Source organism: Methanomassiliicoccales archaeon LGM-DZ1, assembly GCA_030168595.1.
Taxonomy (GTDB): domain Archaea; phylum Thermoplasmatota; class Thermoplasmata; order Methanomassiliicoccales; family Methanomethylophilaceae; genus Methanomethylophilus.
Map to the genome: position 1 here is coordinate 1,008,759 of CP115556.1, position 22,728 is coordinate 1,031,486.

The window sequence follows — 22,728 nt, forward strand, 5'->3', positions numbered from 1 at the left end:
CGGCTCACTGTTCGATCACGCCGTAGCCGATGAGGCGCCACTTGTTGGAGATCCTCCTTGAGATGGCGACCCTCTGGCCCGGCAGGATGCAGACGGGGAGTTTGAGGACGACGTCGGCCTCGCCCTTGCGGGCGCTCCTGACGACGCCGACGGTGGTGGCGATGCCGACGCTCAGCATCAGCGGCTCGCTGCTCTTGATCTCGTCGACGTTGAGCTCGTCGGCGGCGCCGACGACGCGGTCCATCAGGGTGATCTTCATCGTGAAGGAGCTGACCACCTTGGGGGTCTTGCCGGGGAACCCGATGACCTTGCCGGTGAGGCCGTCCGATTTGGTGATGGACGGGTCGAGCTCGGTCCCGAGGGCGATGAGGCCTCCGGGGACGACGGACTTGACCGCCCTCTCGCCGGCCTCGAGGGAGACGATCTTCGCGATGATCTTCTCGTAGGTGACCTTCTTGTCGGGGGCGACGACGCGCCTGCCGGGGACGATCTCGATCTCATCGCCGATCTTCAGCTTCCCCTGGACGAGGGTGCCGCCGATGACGCCGCCCTTGATGTCCTCGGGCACGGTACCGGGGGAGTTGATGTCGAACGACCTCGCGACGTACATGATGGGGTCCGCATCTGGATCCCTCTTCACCTTCGAGACGATGGTCTTCTCGATGGCCTCGATCAGGAGGTCGATGTTCACGCCGCGGTTGGCGGACACAGGGACGATGGGGGCGTTCTCGGCGACGGTGCCTTTGACGAACTCCTTGATCTCCCTGTAGTTCTGCATCGCCTGCTCGCGGGTGACGATGTCGATCTTGTTCTGGACGATGACGATCTTGTCGATGCCGATGATCGAGAGCGCCATGAGGTGCTCCCTGGTCTGGGGCTGGGGGCAGTGCTCGTTGGCGGCGACCAGGAGCAGGGCCCCGTCCATCAGGGCGGCGCCCGAGAGCATGGTGGCCATCAGGGTCTCGTGCCCCGGAGCGTCCACGAAGGAGACCGCCCTCAGGAACTCAGTGTCCGCGCCGCACACAGGGCACTTCTTCTTGGTGCTGTACGCGGCCGCTCCCTGGCAGTTCGGGCACTTGTAGAACGCGACATCGGCATAGCCGAGGCGGATGGAGATGCCCCTCTTGATCTCCTCGGAATGGCGGTCGGTCCACTCGCCGGAAAGCGCCTTGGTGAGGGTCGTCTTCCCGTGGTCGACGTGGCCGATCATCCCGATGTTGATCTCGGGCTGCTTGGGGACCTTCATTCTTCCTTCTTCTCGCTGGGCGCGAGAAGCTCCTCGACGGGCTTGGGTCCGTACTCGGCGACGATCATGTTGATCTGCACGATCTCAGAGGAGATGGCGGAGCCGCGGGCGGCGACGCGCTTCCTCTGCCCGGGGTATTTCTCGTGGAACCCCTTGCCGTCGGCGAGGAGGAGCATGGTCCTCTTCTTGCCGGGCAGGTCTGCCCTCATGGGGGTCCCGGTCTTGTCGGAACCTCCGGTGATCTTCACTTTGTATCCGGGGAGGCCCACGAAGATACCGTCGACGACTTCCCCGATGTTCTTGCCATCAAGGGAGTTCGCGTAGTTTCCCGACACGGCAACGTTGTAGGATTTGCCGGTCTTCACATCGTTGAGAACGACTTTGAATTCAGCCATTTGAACACCTTTGTGTGAACGACCCATCGGTGCTTGGATTATAAATATTTCTTAAATGAAACAAGCCTCTCTTCAAAGGAACATGGACATGTAGATCGGGATGTACACGATATCCCCGTCGACGCGGAGATCGCGTGAGTGGACCACGTATGACCGGCGTACCCTTTCCTGGTACTTCGACACGAAGGCATCCAGAGAGGCATGCCTCGCCGATATCCTCCCGGACTTGACTTCTATGGGGACGATTCCTCCCGAATCGGCGGGGAGAATGAAATCCACTTCGTAGGGCTTCTTGCTACAGGGGGAAGGATAGAACTCGTGATAGAACAGGTTGTGCCCGGAGCATCTCAGTTCCTGCGCCACCATGTTCTCGAAGAACATCCCGCTGTTGATCGACAGATCGCCGCCGATGAATGATGAATAAATGCCCGAGCTCGATCTTTCCTCGATCTCCAGGGTGACCAGGAGCCCGGTGTCAAGAAGGTAGCATTTGAATTCGTCCCCGCGGGTAAGGTTAAGCATCGTGTCGGGATCCGCGCACACGTAGCAGATGTTGCATATCTTCGCTTCCTCAAGCCAGGAGACGCTGTCGGCATAGGCATTCCTCTTGGAACCTTTCTTAACACGAGAGGGACTAAATGTCTTCCTATGGAACGACAGCATAGAGGGTATGTGATCGAATATCATACGCGCCTTCGTCCCGTTCCCCACGGGAATCTTCCCCATGTCCTCGCGATAAAGAGCCAGGATTTGTCTCTTCACCTTCTCCACATTGCTAAAATCCTTAGTGTTCCAGTATTCGGCTACCGCCTGCGGCATCCCTCCGACCAGCATATACGTCCGATAGCGTTCCATCATCTCCCCGTGAAGAGGGGCCAGAGGAACCATTTCTTCAAAATGCTTCCTGATGAACGGCACGGTCGTCTCGTCACCCCCGGCCCAGCAGAACTCCTCGAAGTCCATCGGATACATCTCGATACGCATCTCCTCGGAGGGTATCGTGATATTTTCGACATTCTTCCGCAGAGATATCAGGGAGCCGGTCTCGATGTAATCATAACGGCCGTCCTCCACGAGATATTTGATAAGCGCCCTTGCTTTCGGATAGTTCTGGACCTCGTCGAAGATTATGAGCGTCCGGCGCTCGTGCATCTCCACCTTGTAAAGAGCGCCGAGGTACGACAGAAAGCGGTCGAGATTGCCTGAATTATGCTCGAACAGCGGGATTATCTGTTCCGGCGGATTATTGAAATCGATGTATATGGAGTTCTCATACTCTCTCGCAGCGAACTCTTTGACGATTGTGGTCTTGCCTACACGGCGGGCACCCTCGATGAGAAGCGCGTATCTGCCGGACCACCCTCTCTTCCATTCGAGCATTTCTCTGTAGATTTTCCGCCGGAATGGTGGAGAGAGATTTTTATCCATGTACTGGCAATATTTTCCGCCAATTTAAATTATCGGTTTTATCCCGTTTCCGCCAATTTGGAATCGCGGTTTTATCCCGTTTCCGCCAATTTAAATTATCGGTTTTATCCCGTTTCCGCCAATTTGGAATCGACATGATTATAAAACGTAAAGCGAAACAATACGTTTTCCGGGCCTTCACATGCCCCAGAAGGGCTCGGCGCGGCGCTTGATGGCCGCGATGTCGCTGAGGGCGAGCTTCTCGTCGTCGGTGAGGTCGGATTTCTGCACCTCTTTGAAGCCGGACTCGATCATGTCGGTGTAGAGGACACTGCCCTCGTTCACCTGGCGGCCGACGGTGACGCCGTCGATGGCGACGGACACCTCATCGCCCTGAACGGCCTCTTTGAGGACGGTCCCGTCGTCGGCGCGGACGCTCTTGATCTCCCCGCAGGCCCTGCCGTCGGTGTCGATGAGCCCCTCCCCCACGCGGATGCGGCCGGCGAGCACGCGCACGCCGACGACGGCGGGCTTGCTCACGCGGAACACGTGGTCGGGGAGGATGGCGATCTTCGCCGGGAAGGTGTACGCCAGCCTCTTGTCGCTGTCGCTCTGCTTGGAGGACTCCTCGAGCCAGAGCTTGTAATCGTCGATGAGGGCGTAGACGATCTCGTTCGTCATTACCTTAATGCTGTGGGTGGCTATCTCGGCCTCCGCGTCCTTGGACACCGGGACGTTGAACCCCAGGATGACATGGTGCGTGTCGTTGCCGTAAGAGCTCTCCAGGACATCCCTGCGGGTGATCTCGCCGATGCCGTACTTCCTGATGGGTATGCCGGCGGCCTTCGCCTCATAGGCCAGAGCCTCCAGCGAGCCGATGGCGTCGGCCTTGATGGTTATGCCGCGGTCCTCGGTCTCGATCTTGATGGAGGTCTCCTCCTTGATCTCGGAGACGGCCGGGTCCTTGGCGTTCTTCACGACGCGGATGGGGGCGCCGGCGATGACCCCCTCGGCGTCCTGGACGGCGATCTTCACGCCGGCGGCCGCGTGGAGCTCCTTGACGCTGTCGAAACGGTCGCGGGGGTCGCGGATCTCGTCGAGGGGCTTGGGCTTGAGGATGGCCTTGACGCGGGTGACCAGGGGGGCGCCCCGGGTCCCGATGGCGACGGTGGCGCCGGTCTTGAGGGTCCCGGAGTAGAGGATCATGTCGAGGGTCTGTCCCAGGCCCTTGACCTCCTTGACCTCGAGGATGGTCCCCTTGCCGGGGCCCTCCTCGTTGGCTAGCCTGGACTCCAGGAAGCGCTGTGCCAGGCCGATGAGCATCAGCATGAGGTCGGGTATCCCCTCGCCGGTCTTGGCGGACACCGGGATGAGGGCGACGGCCTTGGTGAAATCCTCGATCCTGTCGTACCTGTCGGCGAAGACGCCGTTCTCGGAGAGCTGGGATATGACGTTGTACATGTGCTCCTCGAAGACCTGGCGGGTGTGGTCCGACTGCTCCTTCTCGGCGAGGACGAACGGCCGGTCCTCGACGGAGTTCCAGCCCTCGATCGTATCGATCTTGTTCAGGACGATGACGAACGGGGTCTTGTACTGCCTGAGGATGCGGATGGACTCGATGGTCTGGGGCATCAGGCCTTCGCGGATGTCGATGACCAGCACCGCGATGTCGGCGAGAGATCCTCCCCTGGCGCGGAGCGAGGTGAACGCCTGGTGGCCGGGGGTGTCGATGAACAGCAGGCCCGGCACCGTGAACCTCTTGGCGCCGATGATGGGGCCGCACATCTCGTAGATGCGCTCGATGGGAACCTCGGTGGCGCCGATATGCTGGGTGATGGCGCCCGCCTCGCGGTCCCCGACCGCGGTCCCGCGGATCTTGTCGAGGAGCTTGGTCTTACCATGGTCGACATGTCCCAGAACGCTAACAACAGGCTGCCTGATCGTCGTCATATGATGCCTCCCGGCCGGACCGTCTCGAGCAGGGCCCGTCTAGGGATAATAGTGAAAGGAAAGGGTTTGGGAAGGGGCCTTGCGGCCCCGGGAGCGGGGACGGACCTCACTCGTAGATCCACTTGTCGGCGTCCCTCTTGTAGTCCACGAGTTCCTCGGGCCTGAAGAAGATGCCGATCTCCCTGGCGGCGGACTCGGGGGAGTCGCTGCCGTGGATGATGTTGACGCCGGTGACCATGCAGTAGTCGCCGCGGATGGTCCCGGGAGCGGACTCCTGGGGGTTGGTCTTGCCCATGAGGCTCCTGCACACCTTGACCGCGTTCTCTCCCTCCCAGACCATTGCGAAGACGGGCCCGGAGGTGATGTAAGCGATCAGAGAGGGGAAGAAGGGCTTGTCCTTGTGCTCGGCGTAGTGCTTCTCGGCGGTCTCCTTGGGGATCGTCATGAGCTTGGCGGCGGCGAGCTTGAGGCCCTTCCTCTCGAAGCGGGACACGATCTCGCCGACGAGGCCGCGCTGGACTCCGTCGGGCTTGATCATGACGTAGGTCCTCTCGATTGCCATGGGGCTCACTCCTTCTTGTCGGCGGCGGCCTTGGCGGCGGCGTTCTTGAGACGGCTGTCCTTCTCGTCGTGCGCCTTGGCGGTCCAGCGGGTGGTCCTGGCGACCCTCTTCAGCTGGATCATGTTCCTGTAGCATTTGCTGGAGTCGAAGTAGAGGACGGTTCCGTCCTTCCTGACGAACATCTTGCCCGTTCCGGGCTCGATGACTTTCCCGCAGAACGAGCATTTCTTCTCTTCCACCATTGAAATCACCTGCCCATTCCGAGCTTCTTGGCCTCTCTCGAGGTCTCCCTGAGCATGAGGATGTCCCCCATCCTGACGGGGCCCATGATGTTCCTGACGATGACGCGGCCCTTGTCGCGGCCGTCGAGGACGCGGACCTGGACCTGCGTGGCCTCCCCGGTCATCCCGGTGCGGCCGATGATCTTGACCACCTCGGACGGGATGCTGTCTGTGTCGACCATTCGGATCCCCCGCTTACTGCCTGAGGTCCTTCACGGCCGCAGCGATCTCGTCGACCTGGGTCTTCCCATTGCCGGCGTCGACGATGGCGACGGAGGCGGTGGGCTTGGAGAGTCCGATGGCCTTCCCGAGCTCCTCCTTGGAGGGAACGTACACGTAGGGGACGTTCTTCTCGTCGCAGAGAGCGGGCATGTGGGCGAGGATCTCCGGGGGCTCGACGTCGGCCGCCATGATGACGACGGCCGCCTCTCCGCGCTCCACGACCTTGGTGACCTCGTTGGTCCCTTTCTTCACCTTTCCGGAGTCGCGGGCGACCTCGGCGAGGGCGTAGGCTTTGTCGGAAACTTCCTTGGGGGTCTCGAATTTGACGTAAACTGCCATTTCAAACTACCTCTTTCGGGCGCTCAAACAGCGCCTTCATTATTCATCGGCTCGATTAGAGCAACGTGACTATAGGGCGGTCGTATAAAAAAGGATGCATAAGCGCCGGGGCCGGCCGAAAACAGGCGCTGGCCCCAGCCTATATCCGGCACGCATGAGGCCGGCCTTCTCGATCGGAACACTGCAGGAAGGGGCCAGGCACGGTTCACCGTCGGGGACGCGGCCGTGTCCGATGCATGAACCGAAGAGAGCCGGATGTGAGATCCGAACGGCGATCGGAGGAGGATGCCGACATCTCGGATACCTGGGACATCTATACGGTCAACGGGTGTTCAATGCCGTCGGACCCTTACATCCTAAATCTGCGGATTGTATAGGTTACATCATCTCAGAACGATCTGGCCCGATTCCATCTGCTCCAGTCCGAAGACGTTGAATATCTCTCTGATGTTCTTCGATATGTGCGTGAGCCTCCAGTCGCCCGTGTTGCCGATGGCGAACACCGTATTCAGCGACAGGAGGAGTTCGCTCACCGACATCCCGTTGACAGAATCCTTCTTCGCCTTGGTCCGCAGCACATCCCGGTCGTGGTCCCTCAAAACATTCTGGATGCGTATCCTCATCATCAGCGCTATGAACTTTATGAACAGCCGTCCTCTGGCGCGTTCCGGATTGCCGGTGTTGTTCCTGTCACCTTCCAGTTCGTTCTTATACACGTCGAAGGCCTTCTCCACCCAGTCCCTGACATCGTAGGAGGTCATCATCTGCTCGAACGTTGTCCCCGAAGATGCCAGCATGACGAACATGCCCGCCCTGTTGTCGGCGAATGTGAACGCATTCTGTTTCCTCTGGATGTGCATATATCCTTCGTCATCAACGGTGTAGTCCAGATACCTCCTGACGAACGGCGGCAGTTTCCTGTACGTCAGTTCGGGATTGCGGTGTTTCGTGTTCTCCAGCCTCAACTCCGTCTCCGAGACCATCGACATCATCTTCGTGATGTCGTCGGATGCCTTCGAGGGATCGAACACCACGAATGCCTTCAGTTTCCTGGATTTTGCGAATCTCTCGTTCACGGCGGCGGAATCCTTGTGGTTCCTGAGGACCTCGACGATATACTCATATCCCTCATCTCCATCGGTTACACCCACTTCGTATTCCGCATACTTGTACGCCTTCCCCTCGTGGAAGGCGAAGGATGACGATGCCTTCAGTTCGTCTATCGCTTTGGACATCAGCTTCTTGATCGGCTCAGCTTTCACGTTCGAAGGCATGGTGAAATCCATATCCAGATCCATCAGAGCGGATACGTTGGCCGCACTCTCGAATCCCCTGTCCATGACCATCCTTCCCTTGCAGCCCATGTCCTTCATATCACGGACGGTGTCCTTCATCACCGCCATGTCAGCAATGCTCCCGGGGAGCATACGGAACATGACAGGGATCCCATCGCCATCGGTGACCATGGCGATGTTGGTCTGTTTCAGATCCTCTCCGTCGCGGTTGTGTCCCCACTGTGCCCATCCCTCCATCTTGGAATAGGTGGAAACTGAGGTCAGATCCAGAGAGAAGAATTCGCTGGAGGTCCTCGCTATGCGTCTCGTGAAGAATCTGTCCATGGTGTTCATCATTCCCCCGACATCCTCGCAGACGGTACCCATAGTGCTCGGAGATAATGTTCCTCTAAGCTTCATGGTCTCCCTGATCACGGTGTTCTCCACCGTATAGTGGATCGAATCCAGGGAGGTGGGATTGATCGCCAGGGCCATGGCGGCACCCATGATGTTGGGTGCCATGGTGGTGAACACCTCATCCAGGTCCTCGAAGATGCCCATGTCCTTCTGTATGCCGTCAAGGAACCTGACGGACCCGTAATGCTTCGCATATTCCTCCTTGGGACGGCTCCTCGACTCTTTAGGAATGATCTTACCCGTCTCCGGGTCCACCCTGCCCAGGTACGTCTTGATAGTTTTCGGATTTTTCCTTCCCGGTACCCTGACAGAGGTACTTTCGTAGGCGTACTTCTGGCCGTTGCGTTCCATATAGAATATGCTTCCCATTAGTAACCTATATGTAAGGTTACATATTTAATACCTTTCTTTATATATTCTTTAAATACCGTATATAAAAAAGAATCAACAATCTGTATGGTTACATCGTCGTAGTACTACAAACCGCAGATTTAGGCTTACATCCTAAAATCAATGCCATAAAAATAGAACTGGGCTGGAGAAATATGGGGCGCATCTTCGACAGGAAGACAATGAAATATCTCAAGCTGACTGGGAAAGACGGCCGTGCCCCCTTCTGTGAATGGATCGAGGAGCGGTACGGCATCGTGCTGGACGACGACCTCCGAAGAACCTGTCGGCATATCTGTATCTTAAAAGGTACAACTTCGAGAAGACCAACACCGCCCTTGACGAGGTATCAGAGGCGATAAGGAAGAACGATACCGATGTGATCCGCGGATTCATCGATAAGAGCATACCCGGAGAAATGAAGGAGACTAAAATAGGACGATATTGAAGATGCCGAGATTAGGCCGCGCCCTATATCGATCATAAATATTGGATTATTAAAAACTCCATCGTTACAATCTGACACGGGCTACCTTCTACAATAGATTGTGCTACATCATTTGGAAAATTCAATACAATTTATTAATATAGTAACCTGTAAACTTTAGAACGACAGTTCTTGAAGTGCAAATTCTCTCTTCAATCTTCTGCGATTCTTGGATATCCGCATAAACCCGATGGCGATCAGAAAAACGCAAAGAACGATAACAGACATCCCCTTCACACTAAAAAGCACAATCTGAAACTCTTCCAAAGAAGGGAACATAGAAAATGCTATGGCGAGGAGGATGGCGACTGCCACAGTCACTTTTGTCTTCTTCTCGTTTCCGAAGAAATAGACTATACCTGGAATGAGATATAGACTCAAATACGGTGTTCCGATGCTGAAAGTAGTACAAAGCAGAGCACCTATGAGCATTACAGCCTCCCATTCCTTCATCTCTCTATCGAACAGAATAACAATGAATGCCAGAAGCATTACGGTTATTTTTAAAACAGAGCCCACCGAAGAAGAAATGCCAATTATCTCTACTAAATCAGAAAAATTGAAGATGCCTTCGCTTCCTGCCCTCCCATTTGCAGTGTCAGTTATTGTATCCAACATCCCCATGAGTGAACCATCTGTAAAGATAAAGGGAACTATCAAAAGAATGCACACAATGATGAAGCAGGTCACAAAATCGCGATACTTTCTCTCTCTTAATATTAAAATGGCAAAAATAGCTGGAACTATCTTAATTCCTGCAGCAATACCAAGGCATACAAAAGAAAATAACCTTATGATCCTGTTTTCAGACTTGTATCCTTCCAAAAAAAGAAGGATGAAAATCAAACATAAAATAAGACAATTTCCGCGACTAATGCAGTAAACCATAGGAAAAGAAACCAAAGTTAATAAGAATAAACCCTCAGTTCTTCTTGCCCCCATTGATTCGTTCAGTTTCTCTGTGAAAACAAAGTGAATGAAATAAATTGCAACAGTCATCAGAAGAATGAATACCATCATCGGTTCATTGGATGACCTCATGTTCATTGCTAAAGAATGCAATCCAAAATCAACAGTAAATGGTACTGTGATGTATGCTATGAAAGCATAAAAAAGCGTGATAAGGGGCGGATACATGACATCCCATTTGGAATATGGATCATCATCGCTGTACATAACGCTGTTAAAATGATCCATGAAGACGTCTGCCCAATCTTTTAGGAAGATTCCATTAAAACTGCGCCCAACAGTGAGTATTGCAGAAATAAAGGATATAATCAATCCGAAGAGCATTAAAAAACAAAATATAGAGAGATGATCTTTGAGTACCTTTTCTTTGAACTTCTGATCGATGAAAGTTTTCTCCTTTGCAAACATGTTATTTCACCACGTTCATTTTGTATTAATTCGGTACTATGTTCATAAAGATTCGATAATCTCTCAGCAGAGCCGTCATACAACCAGGAATGAGATTACCTATTGAGGGATATATTGATTCTTTTGATTATTTTTATCGATTCATCGATAAAATGCTTAAAACCACAATGATATACATATGCGATTGCACTCGTAATAGCAAAGGTAAGCACAATCATTGATAGGTAATTGAAAAGTGGAGAAACATCCGGCACATACACTTCCATTTTCGAAAGTATTAGGGAATGCCAAAGATAGAATTCGAACGAGATTGTCGCGAGAGATTCTATAATTAATTTGGGATGTTTGATTACAGTCTTTGCTGAAGGAAGACTTGCTCTGAATCTTGATTTTTCAGAATAGGCCACGATATAAATTGAAGTTGCGATTAACCAAATAGTCGGATAAACAATCTGGTATAGTTTGATGTAGTCAGGGTTATCAATTTCGCCCCATGTATAAATATAGCAGTTCGTAACAAAAACGATAACAATCAGCATAATGGAAATAATTTGAAGATTCTTTTCCAATGATGACCATTTCTTGAGTCCTCTTAATTCCAGAACAATCTTGTTTAGAAGTATCCCCGCTACGAATAGATCCAGGTTAAATAGGGGACTCTTGTACATTCCTTCTGACCAAGAAAAAGGATCGTAAAAGGCGTTTCTTGCCCAAAATCCTATTATGATGACAGTCGCTAGAAGAACGAACCATCCAGATTTATTTTTCAAAAATCTGCCAATAAAGTCAAATGCGATGCAAACAAAAGGTGCAATCAAATAAAGCCAGAATAATGTAAATATAAACCATGTTGCACCCAATCCATCAAAAGCAATAGAACCATCGTATTTTAACAACAATATATCCTTAACGACTTCTGGATGATCAACAAGGAATTCAGGTGCTGTCAACAAGCATATCAAGAAAATAAAGAATAATGTTGGGATTAGTATCCTAACAACCTTAACAAGATAATATCTAACGAGACCCGTAATCGAATACTCATATCTTCTCTCAAAAAAACCCATACCAGCCAAATATCCGCTAACGATGAAGAATATCCAAACTCCTGCCCATGCGGGAGTTTTGAGAATGAAATCCAATCCTCCATCTATCTCGAAATCAGCATAACTCCTGAATATGTAACTGTGCAATAAGAAAACTAACATCAGTGCAAATACCCTCAGAGCACTCAGCGGATTGACAATAGACGCATTATAAGATGCATTATTCGACCGAAATTCAGACATATTCATTCATTTCCTACTGATTTGTGCATATTTTTAACTTTAATATATATCTAAATAGTATTAACAATAAAGGACTATTGATATGAATAAACGTATTCATCTTACTTCTGAATCTTGATTTATTCCAAATTTAATCGCAAGGCTGAGACGAATACTTATTTCACTTGAATTTTCTTATAGATAACGGCACCAAATATATACACAGCGCCACAGACAGCCCGAACACGAAATATGAGGCAACGAGCGCCCAAGATGCCCCCTCCACTCCCGACCCCGGGATCATGGTCAGGAACAGGGGAATCGATATCAGCAGAGCTGCGAATGAAGCAGCAGCCGCATAAGGGCCCTGGCTCTTCGTTATCAGCACCGTAGTCCCGATCGTCCCGACCGTGTAAGCGGTGATGCCGAGCATCAGCAGCGCGAAATACTGTGAATACGGCTCCATCTCCTCGCCGTAAAACGTCCCGAAGACCCAATCCTGCAACAGCAGGGAAAGAACCACGCAGACGAGGCCGAAGCCCGCGATAAGCGCCACGACCTTAGTGAACTGCCTCCTCAGCGATGCCATATCCCCGCTTCTGGCTATATTGGTGAACGGTACGATGAAGGGCGCGAATACCGATATGGCGAGCGTAGGCACGATGATGGTCGGCGTCGAAAGGGTGCTGAATATCCCGGCGAGATCGTCCCCCTCCTCGAACTGTATGATGAGCTTCGGCAGAGCTGTTATTACGGTCGGAGCGAGGATGGACAGCAGGAGGGGGAGCCCGACTCCGAAAAGCTCCTTCGCCTTCGGCCAATCGATATCCTTTATCCTCGCACTCCTGCTGACGTCCTTCCTGTAGCCGGCCGCCTGGGAGGCCAGGAAATATCCTCCGCCGATGGCCGCCATCAGGAACACTGCCAGGAGCAGATCCTCGCTGGCGATGTAGACCGCCATGAACGATACGAAACTGAAGACGCCCTCGACGGCCATGCACTTGCCGACATAATCCAGATGGCCTGCGATCTGCAGGGGCGCCGAGTACACGTAGGCATAGTGGATGAGGTTCCGGTACAGCATATATGCGAAGATTATGAGGGTCTGTTCGGTGCCGTATCCGAAGATCAGCGAGAACGGGACGATCCCGATGAAGCTGATGGCTATGGTGATGATCCTGACGACGCGGTAATCGTCATCTCTGAAACGCGAGTTCTGATCGGATATCTGGAATTCGCGCAGTGAGAACGTCGCGAAATGGTTCATGATGGTGCAGACGGAGATCGCCACCGAAAACACCCCTGCCTCCGCGAAGTCCGTGATCTTCGGGATAAGCATGATGATGAGCCACTGGAAGAACAGCGTCACCACGTTGCCGATGGTGTTGAACGTTATCTCCTTGGAATGCCCCGCCGCTCCATCCCGCATGCTACCGTTTAGGCTGTATGCTAGAAAAAGATTGGCTTCCGATTCCACACGGCAGCATTCGTACCGCCGTCTCACTGAATGCATATGCCCAGAACTATACACATTGCATCCTGACCTCGCCACCAGGGGTAAACTGAACACGGATTCAGGGGCATGAGGCGAAAACGAAAAGTGTCCCGGTCCGATGTTCAGCTGTGACACAAAAACTAATCGCGACTGGGACGGAACTTCCCAGTCCTAACGACAATATATCGGTTCCTATCGGTCTCGTGAAAACCGTGGAGCATTATCTCGGTTCTGCAGGCGTTCTGGAGTTCGTGGATACGTTCAAAGGACGCGGGGTCCCCATGAGCAGGATACTGGTGGCGATGTGCACGCACATCCTCATGGGCAGCAATTCAATGAGCAGGTGTTCCGATTGGCTGAAGAACAAGGATGTGCGGAAGGAGCTCGGATTGGATTCGGGTCTATCGCAGAGGACCATCAACCGTGCGATATCGCTGTTGGGGAAACACAGCGACGAGATCATAGTGAAGCTGTGGGAAGGGCTCGATGCAAGATACCATTTCGAGAACACCGATGTGAACATCGACGGTTCAGCGGTAGTGGTCAACGGTCCGGAAGCCGAATTGGGTGCGGTAGGTTATCCCAGGGATTTCAGGGACCAGAGCAGGAAACAGGTGGAGTTCCTGACAGCGGAACTCCAGAAGTCTAAGATCCCTTTCTTCATGAGGGCGTACAAGGGGAACACATCCGATCCCGAGCAGTACAGGGATGCGCTCCCGGACATCTTCTCCATGATACGGGAGGGTTCGTGGATAATCGTGGACAACGGAGGTGCATCGGGGGACATCCTGGATTCCATCGTCGATGCGGGGCATAAATATCTCACGAGGGTGAAGATGAACGTATCCGATGACAAACGGATAAACGATCCCGAATGCGAATGGGAGTATGTGGAGGAAGGGGTGTGTTGTAAGAAACACACCTTCGACTCTTCCGGGAGGACGACGTATCTGTTCTTCTCCTTAGACAATTGGAACCGTTCGTATCATTCCGCATCGAAGAGCTTCGACCGTATGGTGGAGGCGGTGAGGACCTACGAGGACGGGCATTTCAGAAAATCGGATTTCGTAACGGTGAAGAGGAACGTTCTCGCGGATGTGGAGGTGAAGGTGAGCCTTCAGACGAAATTCGCATTCGACGAGAGTGAGAGGGATGGCATAATCCGGGAGATCATGGGCACCCGTGCAGGGATTTTCAAACTGGAATCCTCGGAGCAATTGACACCATTGGAAGCTCTTGAGAAGTACCGCGCGAGGGCCACCGTGGAGCACCTGATCCATTCCCTGAAGAGGGTCACGGGGCTCAAACCTCTGAGGGTGTGGAGCGAACCGTCCATCCGCGGATCCATGATGCTGGCTCTCCTTTCTGAAACAGCGATAGCCATGGCGAGATACGAGATGAAGGGCAGGGAGAGGATAAAGGGCAAACGGGGAAGGAAGAAGACCGTCATCGAGAAACCGAACACCGAATCCATCGTCTGGTCTTTGGGCCATTTGACACTTACGAGGATGATGGAGAACGGGAACAGGAAAGAGGCCGTCTACAGCAATTGGAACCCCGTTTCCAAGGAGATCTTCGGCAATATGCGTGCCGATATCGAGAAGGATCTTGCGATTACGGCCTGAAAACGGTCATCCCGGGCCGAGATCATCGGGTCAACTGGCAGCGTAAGCTATGGAAACCGCCAAGTGGCGAATGGATCGGACTTCGTTCAACAATCACAAAGTGGCGAGGTCAGGATTGCATCTTCTCTCCGCAGGATTTTCAGAGTATAACTAAAGTATTATACCGTCCAACCGATAGCATACCGATCTGATGAAAGGGATGAACGACAGGATCCTCCTCCTGGACTGCACTCTGAGGGACGGAGGGTATGTCAACGATTGGAACTTCGGCAGCGGCAATCTGACGTATGTCTTCGACAGGCTCAACAGCGCCGGAGTGGATGTCATAGAAGTAGGCTTCCTGGACGATCGCCGGCAGGCCGATATGAACCGCACCATACAGCCCAGCACAGAAGCCTTGGAGGCTGCTTATTCGAAGACCGCCTCAGGAAATTCGGCGATTTTCGCCATGATCGACTACGGCACCTGCTCGATAGAGCATGTCCAGCCCAGGAACGAGACATTCCTGGACGGGATAAGGGTCATCTTCAAGAAGCCGAACATGCGCAAGGCCGCAGAATTCGGGAAGGAACTGATGGCTAAAGGATACCTCCTGAGCCTGAACATGGTCTCCATCACATCCTACAGCGACGACGACATCAGGGAGTTCTCCGAGTGCGTGAACCGGATAAAACCGTTCGCGGTAAGCATCGTGGACACTTACGGTCTGATGCACAAAGAGCAGATGTACCATTACTTCGAGTTGCTCGACAGATACCTCGAGAGAGATATCCGCATCGGCTACCATTCGCATAACAACTTCCAGTTGGCCTATTCCAACACCATCGAGATGATCAAGATCCATTCGGACCGGAAGATTATCGTCGACGGGACACTGTACGGAATGGGCAAGAGCGCAGGCAACGCCCCCATCGAGCTCCTGGCCATGCATCTCAACGAGGATTACGGTAAGAACTACGACATCAGCCAGCTCCTCGAAGCCATCGACGTCAGCATCATGCCCATCTACCGCGAGCATTACTGGGGCTACAGCATGCAGTTCTACATCGCGGCCAAGGATGACTGCCACCCCAACTTCGTCAAGTATCTTTTGAACAAGAAGACCCTGGCCATCAGGGACGTCGACAATATCCTTTCCAGGATCGATCCCGAAAGGAAACTGAAGTATGACGAGCAGTACATTGAGTCGCTCTATTCGGAATACATCTCCGAGAACGAGGACGACCGCGATGACCTGAAGAAGGTAAGGGCCGCCCTGGGGGACCGCGAACTGCTGCTCATAGGCCCCGGGAACTCCGAGCTCACTGAGAGGGACCGCATCCTCGAGTTCATCAAGGAAAAGAACCCGGTCGTGCTGGCGGTCAATTTCGTCCCGGAGAACCTCGATCCGGATTTCATCTTCCTGAGCAACTCCAAGAGATACAGCTTCCTCTTCCACAAACTGGAGAACTGCAGTTCGAAGATCATCGCCACCTCCAACATCGCCCCGCTCGACAAGCCGTTCGCCTACACCATCCGCTACGATTATCTGGTGTCGGAGAACGACGAGATCTGGGACAATGCGCTCGTCATCATCCTCAACCTTCTCAGGAAAGTGGGAATCGCGAAGGTCAACCTGGCCGGGTTCGATGGGTTCAAGAACGACATCGACAAGAACTACATCGATCCCAGCTTCAAGCTCTCCAGCGACTTCAGCTACCTGTCGGCAGTCAATGAGCGCCTCACGAAGAAGATCGCCGAATACCGCAAGACCATGACGATCAACTTCGTCACCGAGTCGATATACGATGATAAAGGCCAGCGATACCGAGGCCGTCATCTTCGATGTCGACGGCACCATCTTCGATTCCAGCAGCGGGATCATACATGCCCTGAGGGATGCCCTGGAGGAGATCGGCGAGCCTCCTGTCGACGATCAGACCGTCCGCTCCCTCATAGGCCCCCCGATAGGAGCCAGCATCGCAAGGATACGCGGATACTCCGAGGAGAAGGAGAAGATTCTCACGAAGACGTTCAGATCCATCTACGGAGAGAAATATCTGAACGAGGCCTCGGTATACCCCGGGATCGAGGGTCTCCTGAAGGACCTGAAGTCCGCGGGCTTCCGCCTCGGGGTGGCCACCAACAAACGCAGGGACTTCACCGAGAGGATGTTCGATGATTTCGGCCTCTCGGATTATTTCATCGATGTTGAGGGCATGGACCCCGAGGGGACTCTGGACAAGACCCGGATCGTCGGCATGTGCGCCGAGAAGCTGGGAGCAGAGAAGGGTCGCACGGTCATGGTGGGGGATGCCTCCTCGGATTTCAAGGCGGCCGAGGCGAACGGCATCGGGTTCATCGCCGTTCTGTACGGTTTCGGGTACCGTTCGGCAGGGGATGTTCCTGCCGGGCACCGTTCCGCGCGCACCCCCCGCGATATATTCAGTCTCCTCCGATTCGCTCCTTATCGAAGTTGATGCGCTCGGCCTCGACGACCAGGGGGCGCTTCCTGACCCTGTCGTTGACGTTCATCACATACTCCCCGACCATCCCGATGAAGAACAGGTTGAGCGAGACCGCCGAGAATATCGCGAGCGCCAGGATATCGTCGGTGAGGGCGTAGGAGTCCCAGTTGAGGATCTTATTGATGATAGCGGCCGCCCATGCGATGGCGCTCAGGACCGTGAGCCCTATCCCCAGGCCGGTGGCCAGTCTGACGGGGTACTTCGTGTAGGATGTGATGCTCTGCATCGCGCCGTCATAGTAGCTGAAGAGATTGTTGCTGGACTTGCCGGCCCTGCGTTTCGGCTGCTCGAACGGGATGAGCTTGATCTTGTAGCCCATCTCGGCCACGACGCCCCTGAGGAACGGCTTGGGGTCGTCGATCTTCCGCATGATCTCCACGAACTCGCGGTCGTATAGCCCCGAGCCGTTGACCTGCTCCAGCCATTCCACGCTCGAATGCTTCCTCATGAAACGATAGTAGGAGCGGCGCGCCCTGTAGACCAGGCGGCTCTCTTTGCTGGAGGTCTTCTGGCACATCACGAGCTTGTACCCTTCTTCCCACGCTTTCACATACTGCGGGATGAGTTCCGGAGGATCCTGGAAATCCGCCGCCATGCTGATGACGCAGTCGCCGGTGGCCTGGAGGATCCCGTAGTACGGGGAATTGAACTGCCCGTAGTTCTTGGCATTGAATATCGCCTTGATCTTAGGGTTCCGGGCGCACAGGACGCGAATCTTGTCCCTGGTGGTGTCCTTGGAATCGTTATCGATGAACAGGAGCTCGTAATCATAATCCCCGCACTTCGAAAGCTGCTCGATTATGGCTTCCGAGATGGGGACCACATTGTCCTCCTCGTTATAGGTGGGGACCATCACTGAGATTTTCTTCACGTTCAACACCGCATATCCGGGTTATGCGCCCTCACGTAAGCAAGGACGTTCATTATACCTTCCTCGAACGAGTACTGCGGGACGAACCCCGTGTCCTCCGTGAGCTCGGAGATGTCGCCGGCCAGCATCATCGGCTGGTGCGGGTAATAGGGCTTGACCCCGAACCTGAGCTCCGCACCCGGAGCGACGATGTCCCTCACTGCCTCGACGTAGTCCCTGAGCCTCCTGGGCTTCCCGCTGCCGATGCAGTAGGCCGTTCCGTCCTTCCCTCTCTCGCCGATCGCCTTCAGGGCCGCCGCGCAGTCCTTGGCATAGATGTAGTCCCAGATCTGGTCGCAGCCGGTGAGTTCCGGGGTCTTACCGGCCAGCAGGGACTTGATCAGGTACATGATGAGGGTATGGTCGGCGTCGCGGTCCCCGAAGACGCTAATCACGCGCGCCCAGCCGAAGCGGATGCCCAGGCTGCCGCAGAGGAGGCGACACATCCTTCCGGCAGCGTACTTGGCGATCCCGTAGCCGCTCTCCGGGTTCACAGGGGTGCGGCTGCTGAGCTTCATGTCGCACGGCCCGTATTCGGCCTGCGAACCTGTGCCGACGAACGCCTCCGCTCCCCAGTCGGCCGCCAGCCTCACGGCGTCGGCGGAGTACTTGATATTGTCGATCTGAATCTCGGCATTATCGCGTTCGGCTCCGAAAGTCTCCGCCCACGCCAGATGGATGAATAAATCGCACTTCCCCCTGCCCTTCAGGGAAGCGTAATCCGAGATGTCGGCCTCGATGATGGACAGCCGGCCCGAGTGCGGCAGGTTCCCGAGGTTCTTGGACCCCGGCCTGACTATCGCGATGACATCGTTCCCTACCGCCAACTCCAGTTCGACAAGCTCCGACCCGATGGCCCCTGTCGGCCCCGTGATGGCCACTCTCATACCGGTCATGCTCCTTCAGTCGATGTACATGTTCTTCTTCAGCTCGTCGCGGCTGAGGAACGGGTACATATCCTCGAGCGGAGCGGAATACATGGTACCGTCCTCCAGGATCTTAGTGGAGGATTTGGGCTCGAACGCCTGCTTGGTGGTGACGAAGACCTCGCAGATGAAGGGGGCGCTCTCAGAGAGAATCGTATCGAGCTTGGAGAGCTCGGCATTGGTTTTTACCGAATAATACGGATAACCGAAGGCTGCGGCCAATTTCTCAAAGGACGGGAATCCAAGATCCCCTGACTCCGGGCCCATGCCGAAGAAATCAGAATTGAACAGGTTGGTCTCTGTGAGACGCATAGACTGGTATCCAGCGTTATTTATGATGAACAGTTTGATCGGCAGGCGGTTGGTGATGACAGTCTGCAGCTCCTGGAGGTTCATCATGAGGCTCCCGTCCCCAGCGATGCAGACGAGGGGCTTCTTCCCGATTGCGACGCACGCTCCAATGGATGCCGGCAAATCGTATCCCATGGACGCGATGGCTGAGTTCACGATGAAGCGGGTGCCCTTCTTGATGACATAGGCATGGCTGCCGACGGCGCAGGCGGTTCCATTCCCCACGACGGTCACCGTGCCCTCGGGAAGCCTCCTGCTCAACTCCTTCATGAAGCAGTAGGGGTTGGCAGGTCCCTCCTCTCTGTAGTACTCCGGCCTGACGACAGGATACTCCTTCTGCCACTGCTTGCATCTGGCTATCCAATCATCGTCGTCACAAACCTTGTCCCCGGCGCGGTCCAGGAGTGCCTGCAAGAATGCCTTGGCATCAGCATGGACAGGCATATCGACGTGCACGTTGGGCTTCTTCAGCTCAGCGGCGTCGATGTCCTCCATGATTACATATGCCTTCCTGGCCCAAGTCTCATAATTGAATCCGGTCTGGCGGAAGCTCAGGCGGCTCCCGATCGAGAGGATGAGATCGCTGTTCTGCACCGCGAAATTGCCTCCGCGGTCCCCCAGGTTCCCGCCGCGCCCTCCGTACAGAGGATGGTCGTCCGGGATCAGGTCGACGCTGTCCCAGCAGGTGACCACAGGGATGTTCATCCTATCGATGAGCTTGAGGAATGCATCATATCCTCCGGAAAGCCTGATGCCATTCCCCGCGTAGAAGACGGGGCGCTTCGCCTTGGACACCAACTCAATGACCTTGTCCGCAACGGAAGGATCCACCGTCATGGAGATGCTCTTCATGTATTCAGAGGAATTGAAATCTTCAAGCCCATCCGTCTCGATCTCGGCTTTCTGCACATCCAGAGGCACATCTAACCAGCACGGGCCTGGCCTTCCGTGGGTAGCTATGAAGAGGGCCTTGTGGACACAATATTTGATCTTCTTCGGGTCTAGGACCAGTTCGCTGTACTTTGTCATGCAGCTTATAGCCTTGGTGATATCAAACTCCTGGTCTCCCATGGAGCGGAGTGGGAGCCCAGTGCTCCTGGCCATCGTGGCATAGCGGACCTGCCCCGAGAAGACGATCATCGGGATGGAGTCCAGCCATCCCCCCACGACGCCGGTTATAGCGTTGGTCCCTCCAGGACCGGTCGTCACGCACAGGATCGCCAGTTTATTGTTTATCCTGGCATATGCCTCGGCCGCGATGGCCGATGCCTGCTCATGGTGGTTGTAGACGACGTTTATGCCCTTGCAGTGCGCGAAAGCATTGTTCATCCACATGGAACCGCCACCGACCACCGTGAACGCGTCGGTAATGCCGGCATCACGGCAGAGGCTTGCAATATAATCCGATACCCTCGTTTTCATAAAATCACCGATGAAATCAAAGATTGATGCCGCGCCCGGAGAAATACTCCCTGATCTGGGAGTCCATGCATGCAAGGACATCCCCTCCGTCCGCCCAGACCTTGGTCCACTCGACCGTCCTGGCGACTGCCTCCGGACTGTGCCAGAGGGGGGAGATCCCGAAGACCTTCCGGAGGAGCGAATTGTCCAGTTTGAGGAAACTCGCCTCGTGGGGGCCGTTATCGTCCTCCGCCCTCCATTTCAGCCCTTTCCCCCACAACCTGCAGAAGCCGTCAGCCAATTCGCCGGTGGTTATGCAATCCTCCTGATCGGGGCCTATATTGTACGACCCGGCAAGTTCCGGGTCAGCGTACTGCGCCGCCGCCACCGTCAGATATGAGTAAAGCGGTTCCAGAACATGCTGGTAGGGCCTGACCGAATTGGGGTTCCTCAGGACCACATCCTTCCCAGCGACGGCTGCCCGGACGCAGTCCGGCACCAGGCGGTCCTTGGCGAAATCTCCTCCGCCGATCACATTGCCGGCCCTGGCGGTGGATACCGCTACCCCTGCCTGCTCCAGGAAGCTCCGGCGGTAGCTGTGGGTCACCAACTCTGAGCAGCTCTTCGAATTGGAGTACGGATCATATCCGTCGAGGCGGTCGCCTTCAGAATAGAAACGGTCGGAGTCGTTGTTGTCGTAAACCTTGTCCGTGGTTACATTGAGGAACGATCTGGCACAGGGATGGGTACGGACGCATTCCAGTATGTTCACCGTCCCCATGACGTTGGATTCGTAGGTTTCGCGCGGTATACGGTATCCTTCCCTGACGATAGGCTGGGCCGCCAGATGCAGCACGATATCGGGCGATGCATCGGCATAGAAACGGGAGAGTTCAGCGTAGTCCCGGATATCGGCGATCCTGGAATGCACCTGCCCGCCGATGCCGGCGATATCGTAAAGGCTGGGGTCCGTGGGCGGGGCCAGGGAGTATCCGTATACCTCGGCGCCCAAGAGCTTCAGGATCCTGCACAGCCATGAGCCCTTGAAACCGGTATGCCCGGTGACCAGGACTTTCTTGCCGGCGTAGAATCCCGGATTTGCCCTCACCATACCTTCCACTTCGCTTCGCCCCGGGCCCACAACTCCTCGAGCTTCTCCTTATCGCGCATGGTGTCCATGCACTGCCAGAAGCCGCCGTGCTTGTATGCCATCAGCTGACCTTCGGAACTGAGCCTCTCGAGAGGCTCCTTCTCGAAAGTCGTCTCATCACCTTCGATGTAGTCTATCACCTTGGGGTCCAGGACCATATATCCGCCGTTGATCCAATCGGTCTTGCTCTCGGTCTTCTCGCCGAACGAGGAGATGCAATCCCCCTTCATGCCCAGGACTCCGAACCTACCGACGGGATGGACGGCAGTGAGAGTCGCCAGTTTGCCATGCGCCCTATGGAAAGCCACCAGCTTATCGATGTTGACGTCGGAAACACCGTCTCCATATGTCAGAAGGAATGGCTCGTCATCCAGGTACTTGCGAATGCGTTTGATCCTACCGCCGGTCAATGTATTGAGGCCAGTATCTACGACGGTTACCTTCCATTTCTCTACGTCGCTGTTATGGATCTCAGTCTTGAAACCATCGGTAAAATCGAAGGTAACATCGCTGCAGTGAAGGAAATAATCGGCGAAGTACTCTTTGATCATATGCTGCTTGTACCCAGCGCATATGATGAAGTCGTTTACGCCATAATGATAATATGTCTTCATTATATGCCAGAGAATCGGGTGGCTGCCGATTTCGATCATCGGTTTGGGCCTCAGATAACTCTCCTCAGATATCCTGGTCCCCAGCCCGCCTGCCAATATGACGGCCTTCATGCTATCTCCCACTTGCAGTCCGT

At 54.5% G+C, this 22,728-nt stretch carries 19 protein-coding genes and 1 pseudogene; 3 read left to right on the forward strand and 17 right to left on the reverse strand.

The genetic code is table 11. The features are described 5' to 3' along the window. Positions 1 to 4 precede the first annotated feature (4 nt). The 12 genes from O8W32_04860 to O8W32_04915 form a co-directional block, all read right to left on the reverse strand. A complete protein-coding gene (locus O8W32_04860; protein ID WII08505.1) occupies positions 5 to 1,246 on the reverse strand; it encodes a translation initiation factor IF-2 subunit gamma in 1,242 nt (413 codons plus the stop codon). Continuing rightward, entirely contained in the window at positions 1,243 to 1,641 is a 399-nt protein-coding gene (locus O8W32_04865) for a 30S ribosomal protein S6e (protein WII08506.1), read from the reverse strand. The genes O8W32_04860 and O8W32_04865 overlap by 4 nt, the downstream gene beginning before the upstream one ends. A gap of 72 nt (positions 1,642 to 1,713) precedes the next feature. Further along, positions 1,714 to 3,021 (reverse strand): AAA family ATPase, encoded by a 1,308-nt coding sequence (locus O8W32_04870; protein WII08507.1) that lies wholly within the window; start codon positions 3,019 to 3,021, stop codon positions 1,714 to 1,716. 225 nt (positions 3,022 to 3,246) lie between these two features. Beyond that, entirely contained in the window at positions 3,247 to 4,998 is a 1,752-nt protein-coding gene (gene infB / locus O8W32_04875) for a translation initiation factor IF-2 (protein WII08508.1), read from the reverse strand. 106 nt (positions 4,999 to 5,104) lie between these two features. Further along, positions 5,105 to 5,560, reverse strand: a complete 456-nt coding sequence (ndk, locus tag O8W32_04880) for a nucleoside-diphosphate kinase (GenBank protein ID WII08509.1) — start codon at positions 5,558 to 5,560, stop codon at positions 5,105 to 5,107. 5 nt (positions 5,561 to 5,565) lie between these two features. Beyond that, positions 5,566 to 5,802, reverse strand: a complete 237-nt coding sequence (locus tag O8W32_04885) for a 50S ribosomal protein L24e (GenBank protein WII08510.1) — start codon at positions 5,800 to 5,802, stop codon at positions 5,566 to 5,568. A 5-nt stretch (positions 5,803 to 5,807) separates the two neighbouring features. Further along, positions 5,808 to 6,023, reverse strand: a complete 216-nt coding sequence (locus O8W32_04890; protein WII08511.1) for a 30S ribosomal protein S28e — start codon at positions 6,021 to 6,023, stop codon at positions 5,808 to 5,810. A 13-nt stretch (positions 6,024 to 6,036) separates the two neighbouring features. Beyond that, positions 6,037 to 6,402, reverse strand: coding sequence for a 50S ribosomal protein L7Ae (rpl7ae, locus tag O8W32_04895; protein WII08512.1), 366 nt, complete (start codon positions 6,400 to 6,402; stop codon positions 6,037 to 6,039). Between the two features lie 383 nt (positions 6,403 to 6,785). After that, the gene (locus tag O8W32_04900) at positions 6,786 to 8,462 is read right to left on the reverse strand and encodes an IS1634 family transposase (protein WII08513.1); all 1,677 of its coding nucleotides are present in this window, start codon (positions 8,460 to 8,462) and stop codon (positions 6,786 to 6,788) included. Positions 8,463 to 9,087: 625 nt separating this feature from the next. Further along, a complete protein-coding gene (locus O8W32_04905; protein ID WII08514.1) occupies positions 9,088 to 10,347 on the reverse strand; it encodes a glycosyltransferase 87 family protein in 1,260 nt (419 codons plus the stop codon). Between the two features lie 95 nt (positions 10,348 to 10,442). Further along, positions 10,443 to 11,642: an acyltransferase gene (locus tag O8W32_04910; GenBank protein ID WII08515.1), complete on the reverse strand. Its 1,200-nt coding sequence runs from the start codon at positions 11,640 to 11,642 to the stop codon at positions 10,443 to 10,445. A 154-nt stretch (positions 11,643 to 11,796) separates the two neighbouring features. Beyond that, positions 11,797 to 13,044, reverse strand: coding sequence for a hypothetical protein (locus O8W32_04915; GenBank protein ID WII08516.1), 1,248 nt, complete (start codon positions 13,042 to 13,044; stop codon positions 11,797 to 11,799). Positions 13,045 to 13,322: 278 nt separating this feature from the next. On the opposite strand from O8W32_04915, the gene O8W32_04920 reads away from it, so the two are divergent. The 3 genes and pseudogenes from O8W32_04920 (at position 13,323) to O8W32_04930 (ending at position 17,194) form a co-directional block, all read left to right on the forward strand. After that, positions 13,323 to 14,735: a hypothetical protein gene (locus tag O8W32_04920; protein ID WII08517.1), complete on the forward strand. Its 1,413-nt coding sequence runs from the start codon at positions 13,323 to 13,325 to the stop codon at positions 14,733 to 14,735. 199 nt (positions 14,736 to 14,934) lie between these two features. Then, positions 14,935 to 15,657 (forward strand): annotated as a pseudogene (locus tag O8W32_04925) (aldolase catalytic domain-containing protein). 865 nt (positions 15,658 to 16,522) lie between these two features. Next, a complete protein-coding gene (locus tag O8W32_04930; protein WII08518.1) occupies positions 16,523 to 17,194 on the forward strand; it encodes an HAD-IA family hydrolase in 672 nt (223 codons plus the stop codon). Here the strand turns inward: O8W32_04930 and O8W32_04935 are convergent. From O8W32_04935 to rfbF, 5 genes are read right to left on the reverse strand one after another with little or no spacing between them, the layout of a single operon-like run. Then, positions 17,160 to 18,113, reverse strand: coding sequence for a glycosyltransferase family 2 protein (locus tag O8W32_04935; protein ID WII10046.1), 954 nt, complete (start codon positions 18,111 to 18,113; stop codon positions 17,160 to 17,162). The genes O8W32_04930 and O8W32_04935 overlap by 35 nt on opposite strands. 2 nt (positions 18,114 to 18,115) lie before the next feature. Then, complete coding sequence (locus tag O8W32_04940; protein WII08519.1) at positions 18,116 to 19,048, reverse strand: NAD(P)-dependent oxidoreductase; 933 nt, start codon at positions 19,046 to 19,048, stop codon at positions 18,116 to 18,118. Positions 19,049 to 19,054: 6 nt separating this feature from the next. Next, positions 19,055 to 20,851: a thiamine pyrophosphate-binding protein gene (locus O8W32_04945; GenBank protein WII08520.1), complete on the reverse strand. Its 1,797-nt coding sequence runs from the start codon at positions 20,849 to 20,851 to the stop codon at positions 19,055 to 19,057. 16 nt (positions 20,852 to 20,867) lie between these two features. Further along, entirely contained in the window at positions 20,868 to 21,941 is a 1,074-nt protein-coding gene (gene rfbG / locus O8W32_04950; protein ID WII08521.1) for a CDP-glucose 4,6-dehydratase, read from the reverse strand. Next, the gene (gene rfbF / locus O8W32_04955; protein WII08522.1) at positions 21,935 to 22,705 is read right to left on the reverse strand and encodes a glucose-1-phosphate cytidylyltransferase; all 771 of its coding nucleotides are present in this window, start codon (positions 22,703 to 22,705) and stop codon (positions 21,935 to 21,937) included. The genes rfbG and rfbF overlap by 7 nt, the downstream gene beginning before the upstream one ends. Positions 22,706 to 22,728: the final 23 nt, after the last annotated feature.

Excerpts from the sequence above, each read along its gene's own strand:
- O8W32_04890 (WII08511.1), bottom strand. The coding sequence starts at position 6,023 with ATGGTCGACACAGACAGCATCCCGTCCGAGGTGGTCAAGATCATCGGC.
- ndk (WII08509.1), bottom strand. The coding sequence starts at position 5,560 with ATGGCAATCGAGAGGACCTACGTCATGATCAAGCCCGACGGAGTCCAG.
- O8W32_04910 (WII08515.1), bottom strand. The coding sequence starts at position 11,642 with ATGAATATGTCTGAATTTCGGTCGAATAATGCATCTTATAATGCGTCT.
- O8W32_04915 (WII08516.1), bottom strand. The coding sequence starts at position 13,044 with ATGCGGGATGGAGCGGCGGGGCATTCCAAGGAGATAACGTTCAACACC.
- O8W32_04885 (WII08510.1), bottom strand. The coding sequence starts at position 5,802 with ATGGTGGAAGAGAAGAAATGCTCGTTCTGCGGGAAAGTCATCGAGCCC.
- rpl7ae (WII08512.1), bottom strand. The coding sequence starts at position 6,402 with ATGGCAGTTTACGTCAAATTCGAGACCCCCAAGGAAGTTTCCGACAAA.
- O8W32_04900 (WII08513.1), bottom strand. The coding sequence starts at position 8,462 with ATGGGAAGCATATTCTATATGGAACGCAACGGCCAGAAGTACGCCTAC.
- O8W32_04860 (WII08505.1), bottom strand. The coding sequence starts at position 1,246 with ATGAAGGTCCCCAAGCAGCCCGAGATCAACATCGGGATGATCGGCCAC.
- infB (WII08508.1), bottom strand. The coding sequence starts at position 4,998 with ATGACGACGATCAGGCAGCCTGTTGTTAGCGTTCTGGGACATGTCGAC.
- O8W32_04930 (WII08518.1), top strand. The coding sequence starts at position 16,523 with ATGATAAAGGCCAGCGATACCGAGGCCGTCATCTTCGATGTCGACGGC.
- O8W32_04945 (WII08520.1), bottom strand. The coding sequence starts at position 20,851 with ATGAAAACGAGGGTATCGGATTATATTGCAAGCCTCTGCCGTGATGCC.
- rfbF (WII08522.1), bottom strand. The coding sequence starts at position 22,705 with ATGAAGGCCGTCATATTGGCAGGCGGGCTGGGGACCAGGATATCTGAG.
- O8W32_04905 (WII08514.1), bottom strand. The coding sequence starts at position 10,347 with ATGTTTGCAAAGGAGAAAACTTTCATCGATCAGAAGTTCAAAGAAAAG.
- O8W32_04870 (WII08507.1), bottom strand. The coding sequence starts at position 3,021 with ATGCTCGAATGGAAGAGAGGGTGGTCCGGCAGATACGCGCTTCTCATC.
- rfbG (WII08521.1), bottom strand. The coding sequence starts at position 21,941 with ATGGTGAGGGCAAATCCGGGATTCTACGCCGGCAAGAAAGTCCTGGTC.
- O8W32_04865 (WII08506.1), bottom strand. The coding sequence starts at position 1,641 with ATGGCTGAATTCAAAGTCGTTCTCAACGATGTGAAGACCGGCAAATCC.
- O8W32_04940 (WII08519.1), bottom strand. The coding sequence starts at position 19,048 with ATGACCGGTATGAGAGTGGCCATCACGGGGCCGACAGGGGCCATCGGG.